This window comes from Imperialibacter sp. (genome assembly GCF_048007035.1).
GTDB lineage: Bacteria > Bacteroidota > Bacteroidia > Cytophagales > Cyclobacteriaceae > Imperialibacter.
On sequence record NZ_CP180355.1, the window covers coordinates 3,995,740 to 4,016,866 of the forward strand.

Annotated in this window: 16 protein-coding genes; 2 read left to right on the top strand and 14 right to left on the bottom strand. The window is 47.9% G+C overall.

Annotated features, from left to right (window positions below):
* Positions 1-143: 143 nt before the first annotated feature.
* The 10 genes from ACMVP2_RS17225 to ACMVP2_RS17270 all read right to left on the bottom strand — a co-directional run bounded on the left by ACMVP2_RS17225 (position 144) and on the right by ACMVP2_RS17270 (position 9,437).
* The gene (locus ACMVP2_RS17225; protein ID WP_416864365.1) at positions 144-1,892 is read right to left on the bottom strand and encodes an arylsulfatase; all 1,749 of its coding nucleotides are present in this window, start codon (positions 1,890-1,892) and stop codon (positions 144-146) included.
* Positions 1,893-1,918: 26 nt separating this feature from the next.
* Entirely contained in the window at positions 1,919-3,379 is a 1,461-nt protein-coding gene (locus ACMVP2_RS17230; RefSeq protein ID WP_416864366.1) for a serine hydrolase domain-containing protein, read from the bottom strand.
* Positions 3,380-3,532: 153 nt separating this feature from the next.
* Entirely contained in the window at positions 3,533-6,163 is a 2,631-nt protein-coding gene (locus ACMVP2_RS17235; RefSeq protein ID WP_416864367.1) for an ABC transporter permease, read from the bottom strand.
* Positions 6,160-6,498, bottom strand: a complete 339-nt coding sequence (locus tag ACMVP2_RS17240; protein ID WP_339793060.1) for a PadR family transcriptional regulator — start codon at positions 6,496-6,498, stop codon at positions 6,160-6,162. Before ACMVP2_RS17240 ends, ACMVP2_RS17235 begins: the two co-directional genes overlap by 4 nt.
* A gap of 11 nt (positions 6,499-6,509) precedes the next feature.
* The gene (locus ACMVP2_RS17245; protein ID WP_339793061.1) at positions 6,510-7,013 is read right to left on the bottom strand and encodes a hypothetical protein; all 504 of its coding nucleotides are present in this window, start codon (positions 7,011-7,013) and stop codon (positions 6,510-6,512) included.
* 196 nt (positions 7,014-7,209) lie between these two features.
* Entirely contained in the window at positions 7,210-7,656 is a 447-nt protein-coding gene (locus ACMVP2_RS17250; RefSeq protein WP_416864368.1) for a YdeI/OmpD-associated family protein, read from the bottom strand.
* Positions 7,657-7,690: 34 nt separating this feature from the next.
* Positions 7,691-8,065: a hypothetical protein gene (locus ACMVP2_RS17255; RefSeq protein ID WP_416864369.1), complete on the bottom strand. Its 375-nt coding sequence runs from the start codon at positions 8,063-8,065 to the stop codon at positions 7,691-7,693.
* A 25-nt stretch (positions 8,066-8,090) separates the two neighbouring features.
* Complete coding sequence (locus ACMVP2_RS17260; RefSeq protein WP_416864370.1) at positions 8,091-8,504, bottom strand: VOC family protein; 414 nt, start codon at positions 8,502-8,504, stop codon at positions 8,091-8,093.
* A 119-nt stretch (positions 8,505-8,623) separates the two neighbouring features.
* Entirely contained in the window at positions 8,624-9,115 is a 492-nt protein-coding gene (locus ACMVP2_RS17265; RefSeq protein ID WP_416864371.1) for an SRPBCC family protein, read from the bottom strand.
* The gene (locus tag ACMVP2_RS17270) at positions 9,108-9,437 is read right to left on the bottom strand and encodes a metalloregulator ArsR/SmtB family transcription factor (RefSeq protein WP_350094023.1); all 330 of its coding nucleotides are present in this window, start codon (positions 9,435-9,437) and stop codon (positions 9,108-9,110) included. The genes ACMVP2_RS17265 and ACMVP2_RS17270 overlap by 8 nt, the downstream gene beginning before the upstream one ends.
* 346 nt (positions 9,438-9,783) lie before the next feature.
* Here ACMVP2_RS17270 and ACMVP2_RS17275 point away from each other — a divergent pair, with 346 nt between their 5' ends.
* Together ACMVP2_RS17275 and ACMVP2_RS17280 are read left to right on the top strand one after the other, a co-directional pair.
* Positions 9,784-14,802 (top strand): translocation/assembly module TamB domain-containing protein, encoded by a 5,019-nt coding sequence (locus ACMVP2_RS17275; protein ID WP_416864372.1) that lies wholly within the window; start codon positions 9,784-9,786, stop codon positions 14,800-14,802.
* Positions 14,803-14,806: 4 nt separating this feature from the next.
* Entirely contained in the window at positions 14,807-17,083 is a 2,277-nt protein-coding gene (locus tag ACMVP2_RS17280; RefSeq protein WP_416864373.1) for a BamA/TamA family outer membrane protein, read from the top strand.
* 73 nt (positions 17,084-17,156) lie between these two features.
* Here the strand turns inward: ACMVP2_RS17280 and ACMVP2_RS17285 are convergent, their stop codons facing one another.
* From ACMVP2_RS17285 to ACMVP2_RS17300, 4 genes are all read right to left on the bottom strand, one after another.
* Positions 17,157-17,468 carry a helix-turn-helix transcriptional regulator gene (locus ACMVP2_RS17285; protein ID WP_339793069.1) on the bottom strand — a complete coding sequence of 104 codons (312 nt, stop codon included), beginning with the start codon at positions 17,466-17,468 and terminating at the stop codon, positions 17,157-17,159.
* On the bottom strand, positions 17,465-17,830 hold the full coding sequence (locus ACMVP2_RS17290) for a type II toxin-antitoxin system RelE/ParE family toxin (protein WP_416864374.1): 366 nt from the start codon (positions 17,828-17,830) through the stop codon (positions 17,465-17,467). Before ACMVP2_RS17290 ends, ACMVP2_RS17285 begins: the two co-directional genes overlap by 4 nt.
* A 167-nt stretch (positions 17,831-17,997) precedes the next feature.
* The gene (locus tag ACMVP2_RS17295) at positions 17,998-18,390 is read right to left on the bottom strand and encodes a DUF302 domain-containing protein (protein ID WP_339793071.1); all 393 of its coding nucleotides are present in this window, start codon (positions 18,388-18,390) and stop codon (positions 17,998-18,000) included.
* A gap of 112 nt (positions 18,391-18,502) precedes the next feature.
* Positions 18,503-21,007, bottom strand: coding sequence for a cation-translocating P-type ATPase (locus tag ACMVP2_RS17300; protein ID WP_416864375.1), 2,505 nt, complete (start codon positions 21,005-21,007; stop codon positions 18,503-18,505).
* Positions 21,008-21,127 lie beyond the last annotated feature (120 nt).

Sequence of the window (21,127 nt, forward strand, 5' to 3'; positions counted from 1 at the left end):
TTTACATGAGTCAGATTTGACACTTAATGTTCTATGGGGTTAACCATAAAAGGCAAATGTTCGGTCGGGCCCAATGATGAAGATAAAATATTTTGTACAGATACCCCAAAACAGGGGCTAACGGCTCTGCGCCTATTCTCGACTCAATCCAACTTCTCCAGCTCCACATAAAAAGGAAAGATGCTCCGGCCATTTACTGCATAAAACGAGGTCAGGTCGCAATCCAACTGAGGCAGGCTGACGTTCTTCATTTCTATCATGTCGGTAGCGCTTCCGGCCACCTCCATCTGCTGGATAATGGGCCCCGTTTCGAGGTACAAGGTGCCGCCACCCGGCACTGTCTGAATGAATTTGAAACGGATATTGTATCGGCCTTCCCGAATGCCGACCCTCCAAAGCCCATAAATTTCTTCCTGAGCCCAAATGCCACGCTGCCCGTCAGCGTCGTTTCGGTTGAGGATCACAGGGTTTTCCTTTACACTGCCAACAGCAATTCTGGGTGGGTTCACCAGATTTTCGGAGGTGATGAGCTCCCTGTAGGTGCGGTCAAGCTCGGTTTTTAAAGGTGCCGCTATGGCCTTGCCATCTGCGATGATGTTATTTTGCTCGTATGGATCGGCTTCAATATTGTACAGTTCAAAAGCTTCCAGCGGGGCATTGTAGTTGGTTTTTCCGACCAGCTTATAGGGCCCTTTTTGCAGCGCCATGTTGTTGTATAGCTCGGGGTAGCGCCGGGTCCAGTAAAAGAACAGAGTCCTCTCTGACCAGTCGATCTTTTCGCCCCTCAGCAAGGGCCAAAGGCTCCTGCCATCAATTTGGCGGTCGGCTGGAGCGGCTACGCCACAAGCCTCTGCGATGGTTGGCAGGATATCGATATGGGCAGCAGTGGTGGCGACATCTTTGTTGCTTTTCAGCTTGGCCGGATAGCGCAGATACAACGGCACCCTGACTCCTCCCCGGTAAACGTCGCCTTTCCGCCCTCTCATGCCTGCTACATAACGGTTCTGCTGAGGCCCGTTGTCGGTCATAAAGATGACGATGGTATTGTCGGCGATTTTCAGTTCGTCGAGCTTTTTGAGGAGCTTGCCTACATTGTCGTCAATATTGGTCACCATGGCATACACCCTGCGGGCATCTTCCTTGTCCTTTTCGCTCATAGGCACAAAAGGTCCGCCATCGTTGAAACCAGTTGACGGGTCAATGTCTTTGTACATCTGGTAGTATTTGTCGGGCACTTGCAAAGGGGTGTGCGGTGCATTGAAGGCCAGGTAGCAGAAAAATGGAGACCGGCGATTGTTTTCAATAAACTTCACGGCCTGTTCAGCGAAAACATCCGAGCAATAGCCTTTGTATGCCTCCTGCTTCCCATTGTGCCAAAGTGTTGGGTTGAAATAGCTGCTGTCGCCTTTGAACCAGGTGGTAACATCACCAACCTGGCCCATCCCTCCCGAGAGGTGAATGACAGATTCATCAAATCCCTGATCGTTGGGTCTGCTGGGGTAATTGTCGCCCAGGTGCCATTTCCCAAAGATGCCGGTGGTGTAGTTGGCTTGTTTGAGCATTTCGGCAATGGTCACCTCGCTGGTTGCCATAGTAGCTCCACCATTGTAAGTGTCTCTGATGCCGGTACGCAGTGAATAGCGGCCTGTCAGCAGGCTGGAGCGGGTGGGAGCGCACACAGGAGATACGTAGAAATTATTGAGTCGGGCGCTTTCCCTGGCGAAAGCATCGAGGAAAGGGGTTTTGACATGTGGGTTGCCTGTAATTCCCAAATCGCCGTAGCCCTGATCATCGGTCAGGATGATGATGACATTGGGTTGTTGCGCCTGCTGGGCATGGGCAAGAGACGGAATCATCCAGCCTGTGATCAAAATGGTGAACAGTGCTTTCATTGTCTGGTTGTTATACTTTGACATCATCACTCTACTTTATAAAACCTGTAGTTGTTGTTCCAAAGCAACACCACCGGGCCATTCTCAGTGGCTGAAAAGACAATCTGGTCTCCTTTTTCCAGGTCGATGAATTTCATAGCCTCCGTCGGCGTCAGACTGAATGACGTGTTTTGGTCGGGGTCAATCACAGTCAGTTGACCATTCGTCAGCCTTACTTCAATATAATAGCTGCCGGATCCCGGCACCTGCTCTGAATACTGATACTTTCCGACAAATTCCTGTAGTTTTTCCGAAGAAAGTTTGATGGTTTCTATGGTTCTTACGTTCGAAAGTCCCCAGTCGTAATAGTCAGAGGCGGCATTCATGATTTCGCCAATCAGACGGCCTCCGTTGTCGGCATTCGTCATTATGATAATGGCTTCTCCCTTATGGACAAAGGCTACCATATTGTTTGTAAAGCCTGCATTTTTTCCACCATGCTGAAAAATCAGGTCATTGCCCTCGTTTTTCAGTGATGGCCCCAGTCCCCAGTCATTTTTGTCTTTGGTGAGCATGCGGGTCACCATTTCCTGTGATAAGATGCCATCCTTTTTGCCAGCCACAATGGATTGAATTTCGATGCAATATTTGGCCAGGTCGGATGGGGTGGTCCAGAGGCCGGCAGCTGCCTGTTCAGGGTAGTTGTGCCAAAGCCCGTCAATGAGGGTGCCATTGCTGTCGTAGGCGGCACTGGCTTCAGCAGCACGATCAGCAGGCAGTGGCTGCGCATAAGTGCTGTGCTCCATACCCAGAGGTTCCAAAACACTTTGCTTCAGGTAAATGTCGAGGGGCAAGTCGGTCACATCTTCAACTACTTTTTCCATAATAGTATAGCCTCCGCCTGAGTACCTCCACAGGGTGCCGGGAGTTGTGTCTACATAAATGGCGGGTGTGTTACCCCTGCCATTCAATACCGTTTCGATGCCGGGGAATATCATGCTGGGGTGATAACCCGGGAAACCGTGAACAGTGGTGCCGGCTGTGTGAGTTAACAGCCGACGAAGTGTTACTTTTTCAGTTTGAGTAAATTCGCTATCAGGGACTTTCCAGCTTGTGAGATACGTATTTACATCGGCATCCAGCTCAACTTTCCCCTCCTTGGCAAGCTTTAACGCAGCCAGTGCGGCAATAGGCTTGCTGATGGATCCTGCCTGAAAGAGCGTATTCACATCAACCAGACTGCCTGTTTGTGAGTTGGCGGTTCCATAGCCTTTGGCCCAGCTAATCTTTCCGTCTTTTACTACGGCAATGCTTAAGCCAGGCACGTTATAGTGGGCCATTCTCTCAGCAAGCGTGTAGGTTTTCTTTGATTCACCTTTTATTTGCAAGCCAGCCACCAGGCTATTTTCGATGACCTGGGCGGCGTCTCCATCGCCTACCTGGGTTGGGGTGGAACAGGAGTAAAAGATGACAAAACAAAGAAGGGCCGGAAATGTCAGAAGTTTCATGAAGCAGATTAGGTGGGTTTGTACTAAGGGCAAAGTTGTTTAATAGTAAGCAAGATAGCAGAATGTACCGAAAGGAGGTCAATTCGAGGCGCATCAAAAAAAGCCACCCCCGGGGGGATGGCTTTTCGATGTTTTGAATGCTGTTTTGAGGCTTTACTCGTATCTCAGTGTTTTTGAAGGATCCAAAACAGCCACTTTATATACCTGGTAGCCCACGGTGAATAGCGCAATTGCCAGCACAATGAGCAGAGACAAGGCGAGAAACAACCAGGGGAAGCCAATCCTGTAGGCATAGCCATCAAGCCATTGAGTCATCCCAAAGTAGATCAGCGGTGCGCCAACCAAAAATGCAACTGCTATCAGCGACAGGAAATCTTTGTAAAAGATGCCAATAATATTTGGTACCGAAGCTCCCAACACCTTTCTGACACCCACCTCCTTTGTACGCTGGATGGCCATGAAGGACGAAAGCCCAAAGAGTCCGAGCGTGGCTACCACCAGGGCGAGTACAGCGAAAGCACCGAAAACCGCACCAAATCGCTTGTCTTCCTGATAAAGTCCTTCAAATCGCTCATCGAGAAATGTATACCTCAAAGGGTCATTTGGGAAGAACTTCTGCCAGGTGGTTTCAAGGATTTCCAGCCCTTCCCTGTACTTCCCGGCTGCCAGTTTTACCATCACCTGAGAGGGTGTGTCATTGTAAAAATAAACCGTCGGCTCCACTTCATTTTTGAGCGAGCTTCTGTTCACGTCTTTTACAATACCTACGATGTCATGCTTTCTATTTTCCGGGTTTTTTCCAAACTGCACCTTTTCATTGATCAGTGACACATCGGGCACAAGACCAAACCGCTTGATAAATGCCTCATTGACCAGTACAGTGGCAGTATCCACTCCTCTGTTTCTATCAAAGTTACGACCATGGAGAATTTCCATACCCAGAACGCTGATTACCTCATCATTCAAAGACAACACATAGGTAGTTGCGTCCAGCCGGTCTGTTTTACCGACGATTTTTATCCCACCGCTGCTTGAATTCACGTCGGAGCTGCCCCCACCCGGGAGGTTGGAAATCATGGCAACTCCCTGAATCGCAGGATAGGTCTTTAGTTCTTCGGCAAACAGCATCCGCTTTTGTTTGTGGGCCTCGTAGTCGGCGTCGTTTACCCGTGGGTTTCTGAATCCAACCACCTGGTCGATCGACATGCCGATGTCTTTGGAGCGCATGTAGTTGACCTGCTGGTAAACAATGAAGGTGCAGGCAATCAGCGAAAGCGAGGAAGCGAACTGAAGCACTACCAGGCCTTTTCTCAACCAAATACCTTGCTTTGAGTTTCTGAATTTGCCCTTCAGCACCATTACAGGCCGGAAGCCAGAAAGTACAAGAGCTGGGTACACGCCAGATACGAATGTGCCGATGATCGAAAAGATGAACACTTTCAGTAGAAACCCTGGATCATTCCAGGTATGATCCAGAATTTCTTTACTGATCAGGTTGTTGAACAATGGCAGGGCAAGTTCTGCCAGCCCGAGGGCCAGCAGTGAGCCGAGCAAGTTGATCATGAATGCCTCGGTAATAAACTGGAATGTGAGTTGATTTCTGCGGGCACCCACTACCTTTCTGATACCCACTTCCTTGGCTCTGTCAAATGACCTCGCAGTAGAGAGGTTCACATAATTGACCCAGGCAATGATGAGTATGAAAACTGAAATCAGGCCAAGGAAACTGACGGCTTTGGCGCTGCCATGCATCTCGGGTTCAAATGTAAAATCAGAATAGAGATGGATGTCGATCACAGGTTGAAGATAGAATACCAGGCTGCTTTCTTCTCCCATATACTTTTTTGACAGCGCTGGCAGCAGCGGTCTAACGTTCTCTATGTTGGCACCCTGATCGAGTTTCACGTAAGTGTAGTAGTTGTAGCCGCTCCATGCATCATCATCCAAACGGTCTTTGATGGTGCTGATGGACATGAGTATGTCGAATTTGTAGTGTGTGCTCTGCGGCGGGTCTTCAACGACACCGACCACTTTAAAGTCTCTGTCGAAAGCGCTTTGGAGGTAGATGGTTTTGCCTATTGGGTTTTGGTCTCCAAAATAGAATTTCGCTTTTGACGCTGACAGTACAAGGGTGTTGGGCTCTGTGAGCAGGCTTTCTGAGCTGCCTTCAAGTACCTGATATGTGAACAACTTCAGGAAATGTTCGTCCACTGCCAGCACGTGCTCTTCAGTTACCAGGCTTTCGCCCTTCCGGAAAATGAGCTCCCCAAAATTCTGTGTTGTGGTGGCTGCTACAATCTCGGGAACCTCTTCCACCAGCGCTTTGCCTGACGGGGCGAACGACATGGCATCTCTGGTGCCCAGCACACTGTCGACCACCTGATCGGTTGTGAGGCGATACAGCCGATCAGCATCGGCATAGTGCCTGTCGTAGCTTTTCTCAAACTGTACATATTGCTGGATGAGCAGAAAGGCTGCAAGGCCAACAGCCAATCCCATCACATTGATAAAGGTAAAGGCCTTCTGTTTCAGCAGGCTCCTGATACCTATTTTGAAATAATTCTTTAACATACCTGTGTCCTTTATAATTGAGTTTTTGAATAATGGTCGCATGAGTGATGGCCGGAAGAGTACAATCACCTGAAGCACGTACCTCCATGATGCCGTTCGTGAGGAGGTAGCTGCATGGCGCAGGTAAAGCTCCTCCAGGTCACCGCTGATGTCGGGGTAAAAGTCGGGGTGGAGGTACCACTTCAAGAGCCGGTTGGCAGCCTTTTTAATCATGTGAACTTAAAATCCAGGGCAACCGGTGGGATGGCATTATAGAGCGCCAGACGGACGTCTTTGGAATGGTCCAGCGCTTTTTTTCCGTAGGCTGTAATAGTGAAATAGCGCTTGGGCTTGCCACCCCGCTCTGCGTTGGGCTCGCCTTCTTTGGAGTGAAGGTATCCCTTCTTTTCCATCCTTCGCAGGGCCGACTGCAGGGCGCCCACACTCACTTTACGTTTCAGTCGAGTTTCTATTTCGTCTTTGAGCGCTACACCGTATGCCTCCGGGTAAAGCACTCCCACGGTGAGGAGTACAATCTCTTCGAACTCCCCCATTTGATATTCCTTCATATGAATTCTTCTTATTTAATGGCGACTTTGGTTTCTGTTAATCCTTTTGACTCAAAATAGGCGAGGAGCTCCAGCGCATCCTCTTTTCCCCGCTGCGCATGGTGCAAAAAAGTAAACCCGTGAGGGCCGAGCGAATGAATGACCTGTGGGTAGGCTTCCAAAATTGGCTTCACCAGGTCAGTTTTTCCCAGCATGGTCAGGGCATGCAGGGTGGGCCTGGCACCGCTGTCGATCAGAAAGTTGACCATGTCTTTATGCCCTACATGCCCTCCGGCTTCAATGGCAGACTCAAAATCGCCGTTGCCCCAGTCATGGCTGCTGTAGATGAGGTTGGGGAACTCAGCCAACAGCTCTTTCACCTTGTCGAGGTTGCTGTGGCCTGCCCCCACAAACTGTGAAACAATATCCTTTTGGTACTGCGCCGGCTTGTCTTCCTGTCCCAAAATAGTATTGGGAGCAACCAGGAAGGCAGAAGTGCCCAGCCCAAGTCCTTTGATAAATTGTGATCTTTTCATATTGGGTCCGTTTCGTGTGTTTTCTTCGTCTGACAGGCATTGAACAGGTTGCTCACCGATTATCTGCACCAAGCTAAATTTTCAATGTCTTATTTGTAGTATTGGTAAATGTAGGAAATTTTGTTCAATATCCTAATTGTAGTATTGAGATTTGTGGTGCCAGCTACAGGAAGCTACGTATGTTTTGAAGGAGAGATTAGATGCTATCCTCCTGAAGCATATAAATGGCTTTTTCTACTCTCTTGGCTTTGGTTTCCTCTGTTTTCGCATCTTCAATCGGTTGTATCAGCAGCTTCTTTTTGCTATTAGAGAGGCCATCAAATTTGATTTTGAGAAGTGGATGCATTTCAAGGGCTTTTTGAAGATCTTCCGGTACATCCATTATTCTAGGAGCAGTATCCACTTCAAGTGAAACCTCGACTTTGTCACCACCCCCGAGGCCTGACGCTGCCCTGTGGGCTGAGCTAAAGCTGATCAGGAACTTTCCTCCCATCACTGCAATGGCACTTCGATACGTGTAATCATTGACGGTGACTACCACCAGTGGTTTTTTGCCAGCACCAAGTGCTTCAACGGTTTCCGGTGGCACCTCAATGCCGGTATTGTTGCCCATTTGCAGGATGGCCGTTTTGAATTTTAGCATATCGGAAATGGTTTGAAAAAGTGATAAGCGCAGACTAATTTTTCACTCTAAGTTTTCCGCCAAGCCAGGCACTGGGCCAGCCAAGTATAATAAGGGCGATAGGATACCAATGAGGTGGCTCACTCCACATAGCGATGGCTCCAAGGATGCCAAGCACTGTGCCAATGGAGGCAAGCACAATGGTGTGTCGCATGGGGTTAGCGTGGGACACTTTTGCCGTCACGTAACCGCCGACAAACACATAAAAGGTGCGGTAGAAAGTGACGAAGAGCTTTAGCCAAAGCGGATTTGAGTCGAATGGCAGCAACATCAAACCCGATTTCTCCAAAACAACATCGGTGACGTGAGACAATGCAAAAATGACAACCAGTCCAAGCAGAACAGCCCCTGCGCTTTTAAAGAAGTTCATAGTAGTAGGTTTAGGTTGGTGAACGTTAATTCTTCATTTTACTCATGTCCATGTAGAGCACATTCCAGCGGTGGCCATCCAGATCAATAAAAAGACTGCCATACATCCAGCCGCTCATTGCGGACGGTTTGTGAGAGCTTTTTCCGCCCGCATCAATCGCTTTTTGAGTCAAAATATCTACTTCCTCTTTGCTCTCGGTATCTATGGAAAGCAGCACCTCGCAGCCTTTGCTTGTGTCGGCAATGTCAGCATTTGCAAAGCCCTTAAACGCAGGCTCTTCAAACAGCATCACCACCACATTTTTCTCTCCGACTAAAAGAGCCGCAGAGGTTTCAGTATCTCCAGGTCCGGTGCTGAACTGAAAACCAAGTTTGGTAAAAAAGGCTTTTGACTTCTTTACATCTTTCACAGGCAGGTTGAGCCAAAGTTGCTTTGTCATATCGGTATTGGGTTGGGTTTGTGAGAGTCAAATATCAGTTTTTTTGACAATGACACTACGGTATGAATGCGACAAACACAAGGGGAGTCTGCGACTTGCCGCATTCGTAAAAATGGTTTTTAGACAAGGGTTTTGATTAGCTCGTCCAGATTGTCGTGCGCCATGGCGAAGCCCTCCTGGAAGCCCATGTTCACCATGGCTTCAAGCTCTTCCACCGAGTTGTATGATGTGACTACATTGACTTTAGTGCCGGTTCCCGTCGCAGAAAAACTGACCTCCCAGTACGCTCCCGGAAAGTCTTTATTGATCTTCCCAGCCTCATTGCAAAATGCATCTTTGGCCGAATAGCTGATATGAACTTTGATCTTGTCATAGTCAAGCCTGGCCCAGGCTACTTCTCCTTCAGGCCCCACCATGCAGTAGTGCCAGTAGCCACCTTCCTTAAAGTTCATCGATTTTGTTTTGGCTTTCCATGGGCTTGGGGCCCACCATTGATCCAGCAGCGTGGCGTCGGTCCAGGTTTTCCAAACCAGTGCTACGGGTGCATCAAAATGCCTTTCGACTAATATTTTCTTATTAGTCAAATCTTTGGTGAAAACTGTCTTATTCATCTTTGTCTTCTTTTAATTGGTTAAGCAAATTATCGAGTTGGTTAAATCTATTTTCCCACATTTTACGGAAGGGTTCAAGCCAGTCTGCCACAGCCCTTAGCTTCTCCGGCTGCACCTGGCAATAGCGCTCCCGTCCCTTTTGGTCAATGATAATGAGCCCACACTCAGTCAGTATCTTGATGTGCTGAGATATCGCAGGTCGGCTAACCTCAAAGTTTTCAGCAATGCTATTCAGGTTAAGCGACTTGTGTGTAAGCAGGTTTAATATGTCCCTTCTGGTGGGGTCGGCTATGGCTTGAAAAACGTCTCTTCTGATTTCCATTCTATATTACGTAAGTAAGTGCTTACAAATATATATGTAAGTGTTTGCTTACGCAAATAATTTTAATTTTTCTTCCAGCAGCATGTGTAGTGGCGAGCGAAAGTGTGTCGATGCTGATCGCAATTCATTGACAGTCAAATAAATAGAAGCTGTTTATTCTCTAAGTTGCATTGGTAATGCTAGCCGACTCGGCTGCGAAACTCCCTTTTTCCAAAAAATGCCCCTGCCACATTGAGTTTGAAAATAGCTGTTCGGTGATATCTTACGTTGTTATATTGCACCTTCCAACCCTGAGACAAGATTTTGCCACATTGCCGCCTTGCACAGGCAGGGATGACTGGACTATATGCCAGAAACAAAAAGAAATAAATTCATAAAGATCATTGCCGGAATTGTGTTGAGCATATTGATGCTTTTCATTATTGTCGTTTTGATCATCCGAAGTCCCTGGGGCCAGGATATCATTGTGAGCAAGGCAGTTGGCTTTGTAGAGGAGAAGACGGGGGCAAAAGTGGATATCAAGAGACTCTTTGTCACCTTCTCCGGCAACGCTTTTCTGGAAGGCCTTTATGTAGAAGACCAGCAGGGCGACACACTGGTTTATTCGGAGAGCCTGGAGATATCGGTAGCACTGATTCCGCTAATCAAAGGAGATGGTCTCAACCTGAAAATGCTGGAATGGTCGGGGCTTACTGCCAGGGTGAACAGAAAAGAGCCCAGTGGAGCCTACAATTTCGACTTTCTGATAGCCGCATTTGTTGCGGAACCAGACACGACCAGTCTTCCAAAAGCACCTGAAGCGCAGTCTTCTTTCACTATTGACGTAAGTACTATCGCTTTCAATGATTTTGACATTACCTATGATGATGAGGTCTCTGGAATATTGGCATCATTGAAAATCGGTGACCTTCAACTCGAAATGGACGATTTTGACTTAGACCAAATGAGGTTTCATGTTGAATCGGTTGCGCTGGAGCATTCCGAAGTAACGTATAAACAGGTAAAGCCCTTAACGCAGTCCGTAGATGCGACTGGGTCACCGTCTGTGCTTCCATTTTTAATCGTGGACGAGCTGACGCTGGACGATGTGAAAGGCAGCTATGTATCAATGCCAGATGCCATAGCCGTGAAGGCGCAGATAGGTCACTTTTTAGTTGAAGCGCCGAAAATCGATTTAGCCAACAACATAATCAACATCGAAACTATTGTTTTCCGGCAGTCGGATCTGTCCTATGTTTCCACCAAACGTCAGCAGCCTGTTGTCCAGCCTGTAGACACGGCTGACAACCAGTCTCCTTTGACCTTTGTATGGCCTGACTGGCAGGTGGAGGTGGGCGCTATTACATTGGCGAACAATCGGTTCGCTTATCAGGCAGACACAATTCGCTCCCGGGAAGGAGTGTTCAATGCCAAGGCCATGGCTTTCGCTGACTTTGCGTTCGAAGCCTCAAATGTGGCTCTTCATCCGGGTTTGGCGCAAGCGCAAGTCAATAGCTTTTCCTTTAGTGAAACAAGTGGCCTGCACCTGACGCAACTCGCTTTTGGTTTGAAGGTGGAGGACAAGACCTTGTCGTTGACAAACCTGGAACTCGAAACAGGCAAAAGCAGTGTGAAGGGTAGCCTGGGCGTTTCTTATCCTTCCATTGCAGAAGCACTCAATTCACCTGAGGCATTAGCATTCGATCTCGATATTACTCGGCTGGGCATCAATGTAAGCGACGCCTTCATTTTTCAGCCAGCCCTGGCAGAAAATAAGTATCTGACTGCATTGGCTGAGCAAGAGGTGAGTGGTCATTTTCAACTAACCGGGTCGCTGGCTGCCTTGGATGTTAAAAACGCCCAGGTGAATTGGGGCGATGAAACATCCCTGACATGCAACGGAGTACTAAAAAATATGCTGGGCTTGGAACACCTTCAGTTTACAGCGGCACCTTTTACTTTTAAAACGAAGAGAGCAGATGTGCTTAAGTTCATTTCTGAAGGCGAGCTCGGCGTGGCCATTCCCGAGACAATCACCCTGAGCCTGACGGCCGACGGAGAGCTTGAAGAGTCAACTATATTCGCCGACCTGACTACTCTGGATGGTAGGATTCACCTAAACGGTAAGTTTTCTAATAGAGAACAAGTATCATTTGACGCTGATATTGACGTGAAGGAACTCCGGCTCGGTAAGCTGTTGAAAAGTGATCAGATAGGCATGCTGACTTTCTCTGCGAAGGCTTCCGGATCAGGAACAAGCCTTTCGTCACTTAATGCATCGCTCCAGTCTGACTTTCAAACATTGGAGTTCAACCATTACGACTTTTCAGGATTGACACTGGCAGGCGGCATCAAAGATGGAAAAGGCGATATAGATCTTTTGTTTAAAGATGAGAACCTCGACGTTTCGCTGAAAGCCCTGATGAAGCTGGATTCTTCATCATCAACGGTCAACATGGTGCTTGACTTGAAAGGGGCCGATCTGCTGGCACTTGGAATAACCAAAGAAGACATTAGGGCAAAATTAAGGCTGGAGGCCAATTTTGAAGGAAATGCAGATGCATTTCACCTAAAAGCAGACATAGAAGATGGTCTTGTCATCTACGATAGCCGATCCTTCCCACTGGATGCCTTTAGCGCAGAGGGGGCCGTAAGGCATGACAGCACCAGTTTACGGGTGGCGAGTCGCTCCTTGCAAATGACTGTAGCATCAAACACTTCTCCAGCGCTGTTAACAGCTGCCATTAACAGGCAGCTTGATGCTTACTTTGCTGATTCAGTGGCAACCGACACGGTTTTGCGCAAGACTACCATGGAAATGGCTTTAACGATCCGGCAGTCACCGTTGCTTAATGAAGTGCTGTTGCCCGGGCTCGAACGCCTGGATTCTATTAACATCACCGCAACGTTTGACGAAGCCAATAGCTCCCTGGAAGCACAGTTGCGAGCCCCACTTATCGCCTATAGCGGGAGCAAGGTGGACAATCTTCGTTTCGCCTTGATGGGCAGGAAAGACAGCGTGATATTCGATTTTGGCTGGCTGGGGGTGGAAGCGGGTCCACTGGCCATTCAGAGAACCACCATTGCTGGCACACTTACGAACAGGCTCCTGACGTTCAACGTCGATAGCTTCCATGAAGAGGAGACCATCGCACACGTGCGGTCTGAGGTTAGGTTTGAGGGCGACACCATCATTTACCACGTGGTTCCATCGGGTTTCGTGCTCGATGAAAGCCCCTGGTCAATTGAAGAGGTCAATGAGATACGCTATGCCAACAGACTGCTTACGTTCAAGGATTTCACGTTGAGCAAAAATCAGCAATCGCTCACTGTTAGCTCCAACCTACCCAACATCGAAAAAGCGCATGTTGGCATTGATTTTAAGAATTTTAGCCTGGCCACATTGCTTAGTCCGCTTAACCCTGAGGAGCCGCTCGTTACGGGAGTTCTTTCGGGAGATTTCATTGTGGAGGATCCTTTTGGTAACACGGGCATGCTGGCCAGCCTCAGGATAGATCAGCTTGATGTCATGAAGGTCGATCTTGGCAACATGGCGGTTAATGCCAAATCGCTTGGAAGCGGAGGCTATGACTTCAATCTGGCCCTCAAAGGCGGGAATGCCGACCTTGATCTGACAGGCGACTACCTGGCTGATGAGGGAGGAGCCAAAATGAATCTCGATTTGGCAATCAATGAGGTGAAAGCCAGTGTGATAGAAGGATTTGCAAAGGAGGCCGTTTCTGAAGCCAGCGGAAGCATGGCCGGCGTTGTCAAAATCAAGGGCACTACTGCTTCTCCGGAATACACCGGCACAATTCGGTTTAACACAGCCAGCCTTATTGTGAATAGCTTAGACACCCGCTTTACATTACCCAGCGAAACGCTCAAGGTTGACAACACTGGATTGTACCTCGATAATTTTACTGTCGTCGACGATGACAACAACGCTTTCAGGCTTGACGGAAAAGTGCTGACAGAAAACATCAGTAATCCGTCTTTCCAGTTGACGATCAACGCAAGAAATTTCCAGCCTGTCAATGCCGCTAAAGAAGACAATGAGCTTTTTTACGGAAAAGTGAAAATGGATGCTGACCTGACGGTGGGAGGCGATCTGAAAGTCCCTGTTGTCAGGGGAAAGCTTGCCATCAAAGAAGGAACGGATTTCACTTTTGTGGTGCCTGAATCTCAAGTAGACGTGATGGAAAGAGAAGGCGTGGTGCTTTTCGTCAACAGAGAAAATCCCGACGATATCCTGACCCGGGGAGAGGCCAGGGCAGCGTCGGCGCAGCTGATTGGCTATGATGTGAACACCAGCTTGTCGGTAGACAAGAATGCGATATTCAAAATTATCATTGACGAGAAGACTGGCGATAATTTTCAGGTGTCCGGCACCGGCGATTTGATAGTCGGGCTTGAACCAAATGGTCGGACGACACTTTCCGGCACTTATTCGATCAGCAACGGGCATTATGAAGCGAGCCTGTACAACCTGGTTAAAAAACGATTTGAAATCTCCCCTCAGAGCACGATTACCTGGCGGGGCGACCCATTGGATGCTTCACTAAATGTAACGGCCATTTACAAGGTAGAAACTTCAGCAGCTCCATTGATGGCCATCAGGACCTCGGGTGAAAGCACCGGTCTCGCTAACAAATACCAGCAGAAGCTTCCATTCCTTGTTTATCTGAATGTGGATGGGCAACTGCTGCAACCTGAGTTGTCGTTTGCACTGGATATGCCTGAGGATGCGCAGGGGTCGATTGGCGGTGATGTGTATGGCAGGCTGCAGCAGTTGAACAGCCAGGAGAGCGAACTGAATAAGCAAGTTTTCTCACTGCTGGTGCTTAACCGATTCTTTCCTGGGTCGGGGAGCGACGGGAGCGGCGGCGGCGTGGCATCCATCGCACGGGGCAACGTAAACAAAGTGTTGTCGGGGCAGCTCAATAATTTTTCGGATAAACTCGTCGGTAAGACAGGCCTCGACCTGAATTTTGGTCTGGACAGCTACACCGACTACCAGGGAGAAACACCGCAGGACCGAACCCAATTGGATATCAACGCACAAAAGAAGCTTTTCAACGACCGGCTGATTGTGCAGGTGGGCAGCGCCGTAGATATTGAAGGAAGCAGTCAAACAACGGAAGGCACCACACCTGTTGTTGGCAATATCAGCCTGGAGTACCTGCTTTCAGAGGACGGACGGTATCGACTAAAGGGTTTTAGAAAAAATGAATTTGAAAGTGTCATCGATGGGCAATTGATCGCTACCGGGATCGCCCTTATGTATAACAGGGAATTTAACAAGTTCAGAGAGCTTTGGCAGAAAATAGCAAAAGACGAGGGAGTGGAAGACGAGATAGAAGAAAACAAAGCTGAAAAGAAATAGGAATTTGAAGGCATTCATCAAAATACCGGTCTTTGTTGCGGCGTGCTTTTTTGCAGGCGTGGTCTCCTGTCGGGTGAAAAAATTTATCCCGGAAGGTGAATTGCTCTATACAGGGTCAAAGATCGACTTGAAGGCGGAGACCAAAGTGCGGCACCTTAGTGAAATAGAGGCCGAGCTGGAAACTGTGATGAGGCCTGAACCCAACTCCAAAATATTGGGGATTCGCCTGGGGCTGCTGGCTTACTACAAGGCACAAAGGAAGCGTCCCGGCCTGTATTACCGATTCTTGAACAAGAAAATAGGCGAAAAGCCTGTTTATCTCTCGGATGTGAATCCCTTGCGGGTAGAGGAGCTGATGAACAATCGACTGGAAAACCGGGGGTTTTTCAGAAGCGACATTAACTCGTTGGAAAAAAAAGGAAAGCGCACCGGATCGGTTCTGTACGCAGTGCAGGTAAAGGCACCGTACACCATCAGAGCCTACCAGCTCGACAGCGGCAGCCTTCCCATTTACAAGGAGATTGGTGAGTACATGAACCGCAGCGGCTTTGTTAAGCCAGGTGCCCGGTTCGATTTGGAGCGTTTCAAAGTAGAACGGGAGCGGATCGATCTCTTCCTGAAAGGCAGGGGCTACTACAACTTTAATGCTGATTTTTTGATTTTTGAAGCCGATACCAATGGACACAAAGACAAATCGGTAGACTTGTTTCTAAGGCTCAAGAAAGATGTGCCTCCAAAGTCAGTGATTCCCTATGAAATTGCTTCTATCAATGTGTTTCCACACTATTCGCTGGATGAAAGTGGGGAGAACGACACAGTCACACTTTCTCAAATCAATTTTATTCAGGATTCAGGGTTTTTCCAGCCCAGGCGCCTGGCTCCCTATATTTTGCTTGAAAAGGACAAGAGGTATAATCCGACTGACTCACGGCGCACAAGCAACCGGCTGTCGTCGATAGGCACCTACAAGTTTGTCAACATTCGCTATGACGAGGTGGGCAAAGAAAATGCCAGTGATACTTTGGGTTATTTGGCAACCAATATTTATCTGTCGCCTCTGAAAAAGCGGGCCCTGCGAGCAGAGCTTCAGGGAGTGACGAAGTCAAACAACTTTGTGGGGCCATCGTTGTCGCTTACCTACAGCAATCGTAACCTTTTCCGGGGTGGAGAAACGCTGAACGTTACAGGGCAAGCTGGCTATGAGCAGCAGTTGATCAAGGGCGACAATACAGGCTTAAGCAGTGTGCAGCTGGGTTTGAAAGGTGACCTTGTTTTTCCACGGCTGCTGTTTCCTGTGGCAGTAGGGCGGAAGTTTAAATATGCAGTGCCTAAAACCCGGCTAAGCACAGGAGTTGAGTACCTGAATCGGAGTAAACTATATACGCTGCAATCAGTCACAGGCTCCTTTGGCTACAACTGGAATGCCAGCAGGTATGTTTATCATGAGCTGACTCCTGTGAGTGTCAATGTTGTGAACCTTGCCAGCACGTCGCCGGCGTTTGAGACCATACTGGCGGAAAACGAGTTTTTGCAAAGCAGCTTTGACCAGAAGTTTATAGGAGGTCTCACCTACACCTTTACCTACAACGAATTATTAAGCTCAGGTATCAGAAACCCCTTCTTTGTAACGCTCAACGTAGATATGGCGGGCAATGGACTGGGTTTGCTCAATAAACTAACGGCAGCGAAGAAGGAGAACACGTTTTTGGGTCTGGAGTATGCGCAGTATTATAAAAGCGATATCAACATTCAGCATTATGCTTACATCAGCAAAACACAAAAGCTTGTGACAAGGCTTTTTGCTGGTTTCGGCTTTCCTTATGGAAATTCGGTGACCTTGCCGTTTTCCAAACAGTATTTTTCCGGTGGGGCATACAGTGTGAGGGCGTTCCGTGTGAGGTCGCTTGGGCCAGGCACCTACTATCCCGATAGCGAAAATATTGGTTCATTCTTCGATCAGGCTGGAGACATCCGGCTGGAAGCCAACCTGGAGTATCGGTTTCCCATCTATTCTTACCTGAAAGGGGCACTTTTTGCCGATGCAGGCAACGTATGGCTGTCCAACGAAAATGAGGCATTGCCCGGTGGTAAGTTCACTTCCGGTTTTATTAGGGAGCTGGGCGTTGGCGTAGGAACGGGCGTTAGGCTGGATATTCAAAACTTTGTGATCAGACTCGACCTGGCAGCCCCCATTCAGAAGCCCTACTTACCAAAGGGTGAGCGCTTCGGATTTGACTGGAAAAATCCTGTACTCAATTTTGCTATTGGGTATCCTTTCTAGTTCTATTAATTTGATACAATGTCGATTAGTCAAGAGCATTTTACCTCAATGCCTTACAGGACGCTACGCTGTTTTAAGCGATGTCCATTTTTTGATTCAGAAGCTCAACATTGAAGTTTATCTTGGCATTAAGAGCCTTGAAAACCTTGATGATTGTCTCAAACCGGGCATCGGTCAGGCTGTTCTCAAGTTTAGAAATTTGAGCCTTTTTCACCCCTACTAATTCTCCAAGCTGCTCTTGCGTCAGATGACGTTCCTTACGAGCGTCTTTGATCGCTTGCCCTAATAATTCCATACTTAATTCATATTCAAAAGCATCACGATTTGGGCTGCCCTTCTTGCCAATATGCTTATCTGTGAGTGCTTCAAGCGTATAAGTTTTCATGATTTATTTCTCTTTTTGTCCTCAAAATATCTTAATCTCAGTTTTTCTGCCCTTTCTATTTCCGACTTTGGCAGCTTTCCCGTTTTCTTAATTATTCCATGCGTTGAAATCACGACTGTATCAAAACTGTCATGCTTATCCCAAAATGCAAAGAACCGGATATAGGTCTTCTGATAGAGTGTTCGGAATTCCCAAACGTCATCATTGAGTTTCTTGAAGAGTTCTCTATCATTACTATTTCGTGCTTTCCAAATGTTGAAAAGCACTTTTTCTCGGGTTTTGATTGGTAAATTGCCCAAAAAGTCAGCCGCTTCTTCCATAAATTCAACCCGAAAACGTTCCGCCATAACGTTTTTATTCAAAGGTAATTGTTTCCTTATTAAGAAACAATTGCGAATATAGCGATGAATTTGCTACTGGTGTTACCACCAAGCGGGATGATATGTTGTTGACTATCGATCACAACAGCAGGACGCCGAAGCAAAGCACCCAGGGACGCTTGAGGGATGCAATACTGTTTCCTCAGCGATCAATTGAGGTTACTGATTGCCCTCGTTAGCTTTTGCTGAACCTCCTTTGCTATGCCTTCCAGGTCTGTGTTTTTTACTGAGCCCATAGAAGCAATTGGGTCAACTGCCGACACCTCAATTTCTCCGTTGGCTTGCTCTTGCACCACCACATTACAAGGGAGGAATACGCCTATTTTATCCTCACTTTGCAGGGCTTTGTAAGCGAATTGAGGATTGCAAGCACCAAGAATTTTGTACTTTCTGAAATCTACATCCAGCTTCTTTTTCAGCGTTTCTTTGATGTCAATCTCGGTCAATACCCCAAATCCTTCTTTTTTCAATTCGGCGGTCACTTGCTCCGTTGCTTCATCGAAGCTTTTACCTTTTAGTATTTTATTTATGCTGTAGCTCATGGCTTTACGATTAAATAGTGTTGTTAATTGTTCCTACTCGTTTAACAAAAAGCGGGGAGATATCATTCAGGGAAGCCGACTTTTGCTGCCTAAACAATCCGGACAAGCCCCATCAATTTGAAGCCATTCTCCTTTTTCGCCACTTCACCACCTCGTACCAGATAACAAACAGGAAGCCAACTCCACCACTTGTGCCTAACTGCCCCAACCCAAGGGGCTCAAAGCCAAAGAATCGTGTAAGCGGAGGCACAAAAAGAAGCAACCCTAAAATGAGGACAGTGATGCCGATAATGAGTGGAACCAGCTTGTTTTTATACTTTAACGTAGTGAGGATGGAATAGAAAAACGACCGGTTGACCAATGTGAGAAAAATATTAGAAGAGATGAGCGCCACAAAGACCATGGTGCGGGTGACATCTTCATTGGCTCCCGCATGGACCGCCAGCTGGTAGGTGAGCAGCGTGCCAACAGTGATAGTCAACCCCTGAAGTACGCTGGTCGCCAACTCTCTCCAGTTAAAGAAAGTGCTGCTGAACGGCCTCGGTTTTTGTATCATGGTGTTCTTCTCAATCGGCTCATTTTCATAAATAATGGAGCAGGTGGGGCCCATGATCAGCTCCAACAGAATAACATGCAAAGGCGAAAAGATATTTGGGTATACCCATCCGAGGGCCAGCGGCAGGAACACAGTCAGGATGATGGGTATATGTATGGAAATAATGTATTGGATGGCTTTTTTCAGGTTCGTATAGATTTTTCGTCCCATGGCCACTGCTTCCACCATTTTGGAAAGGTCGTCTTCCAGCAAGATAAGTGAGGCAGCCTGCTTGGCGATTTCGGTTCCTTTTTTGCCCATGGCTATGCCAATATGGGCGGCTTTCAGGGCAGGCCCATCGTTCACGCCGTCGCCTGTCATGGCCACAATTTCATTCCTCGCCTTCAGGGCGTTTATAATTTTCAGCTTGGCTTCGGGGAACATTCGGGTGAACACTTGCATGTCTTCCACTTTCTCCCCCAGCTCCTCTTCCGTTAGCTGCATCAACTCATCACCACTGATGCTTTTATCGAAACCACGAAACCCCACCTGTCGGGCAATGGCCCCGGTGGTGAGGGCGTTGTCTCCAGTCACAATTTTCACCTGGATGCCAGCGGCATAAAACTGTTCCAGCACCTGTGGGATATTCTGTTTTGGCGGATCGTAAAAAGCCACCAGGCCTTTGAAAGTAAAGGTAAACTCCTGCTGAGTAGCAGGGAAGTCGTTGCCATTAAAGCTGGCTTCGCCTACCCCCAGCACCCTGTAACCATCCTTTGCCAGGGTGTTAATGGCTTCATGCACTTGCTCCTTTTCACCGGCCGACAGGCCAGATACAGCTATCATCGCTTCGGGGGCTCCTTTGGCTGCAATGATGCGGGTACCTTTGTTGTCTTCAAAAATATGTGTCATCATGGGTGGCTTTCCACCCAGCGGATATTCATGGATCATCTTGAAAGCAGGCCGTTCATCAGCCACCGTAAATTGTCCGTAACCTTCGTGCAGCGCCACTTCCATAGGGTCGAAAGGAATCGGTTCGCTGGCCCACATGGCCAACCGAACAAGGGACTGAGCATCTGCTGAAAGCGGCTGACTGGCATCCACTACTTCCTGCGAAGACAGCACAAACAACCTTGCCAGGCTCATTTTATTTTCGGTTAGTGTGCCGGTTTTATCAGTGCAAATCACCGTGGCGCTGCCCAGTGTCTCGACGGTCTTCATCTGCTTTACCACTATGCCCAGCTTCATGAGTCGCCAGGCACCCAGCGCCATGAACGTGGTGAAGGCCACGGGTATTTCTTCCGGCAAAATGCTCATCGCCAGTGTCAGCGCTTTCAACAGACTGTCCAACACATTGTACGACTGGAAATAATTGATGGCCCATACAATCAGAAAGACAATTGCGCCGATCAGCACCATCTTCTTGACAAAGTTTGCTATCTGCTTTTCCAGTGGTGTTTTTTCTTCAGCAATGTCTTCGAGGCTTTTTCCAATTTTGCCCAGGCTGGTGGCGTTGCCAATGGCAGTAACGGTAACAACAGCCAATCCACTGGCTACTGTTGTGCCCAGCGAAACCTTGTTGTCTTCTTTGGTAGCATCTTTATACACTGCCATCGACTCTCCAGTGAGAATCGATTCGTTGACTGAAAAATCATTGGAATGCACGATAACGCCATCTGCAGCAATGGTATTACCCTCTTCAATCATCAGGCTGTCGCCCACCACCAGTTCTTCACTTTTTATCTCTGTCATTTCGCCACCCCTTATCACCTTGCACATGGGCTGGCTAAAGTTCTTGAGCTTCTCCAGGGCGTTGCGGCTGCGGGAGTCCTGATACAGGGAAATGCCCGCTACCAGCACAATGGCAGCTGCCAGAAAAAGGCCATCACCAACATTGCCGGTAAAAAAATAAATGGAGGAGACAACCAGCAGCAGCACAACCATGGGCTCTGCGGCGATGCTTTTGAGCGCTTCGATAAGGCCGCTCTCCTTTTTGTAGTTCAGTGTATTGGCACCATGCTTTTTCCTGGCTTCGAGGACTTCTTCAGACGAAAGGCCTTGAATATTAAAGTGATTGCTGGCCATAGTGGATTCGTTGCGCAGTAGTTTCTTGTGTCATCAGCCTGGTGATGTTTACGGGCCGTTTAGGAAAGTAGTGGAAAGAATCGGTTCATTAAACAGAAATGAATAAAGAATTCTGAAAAT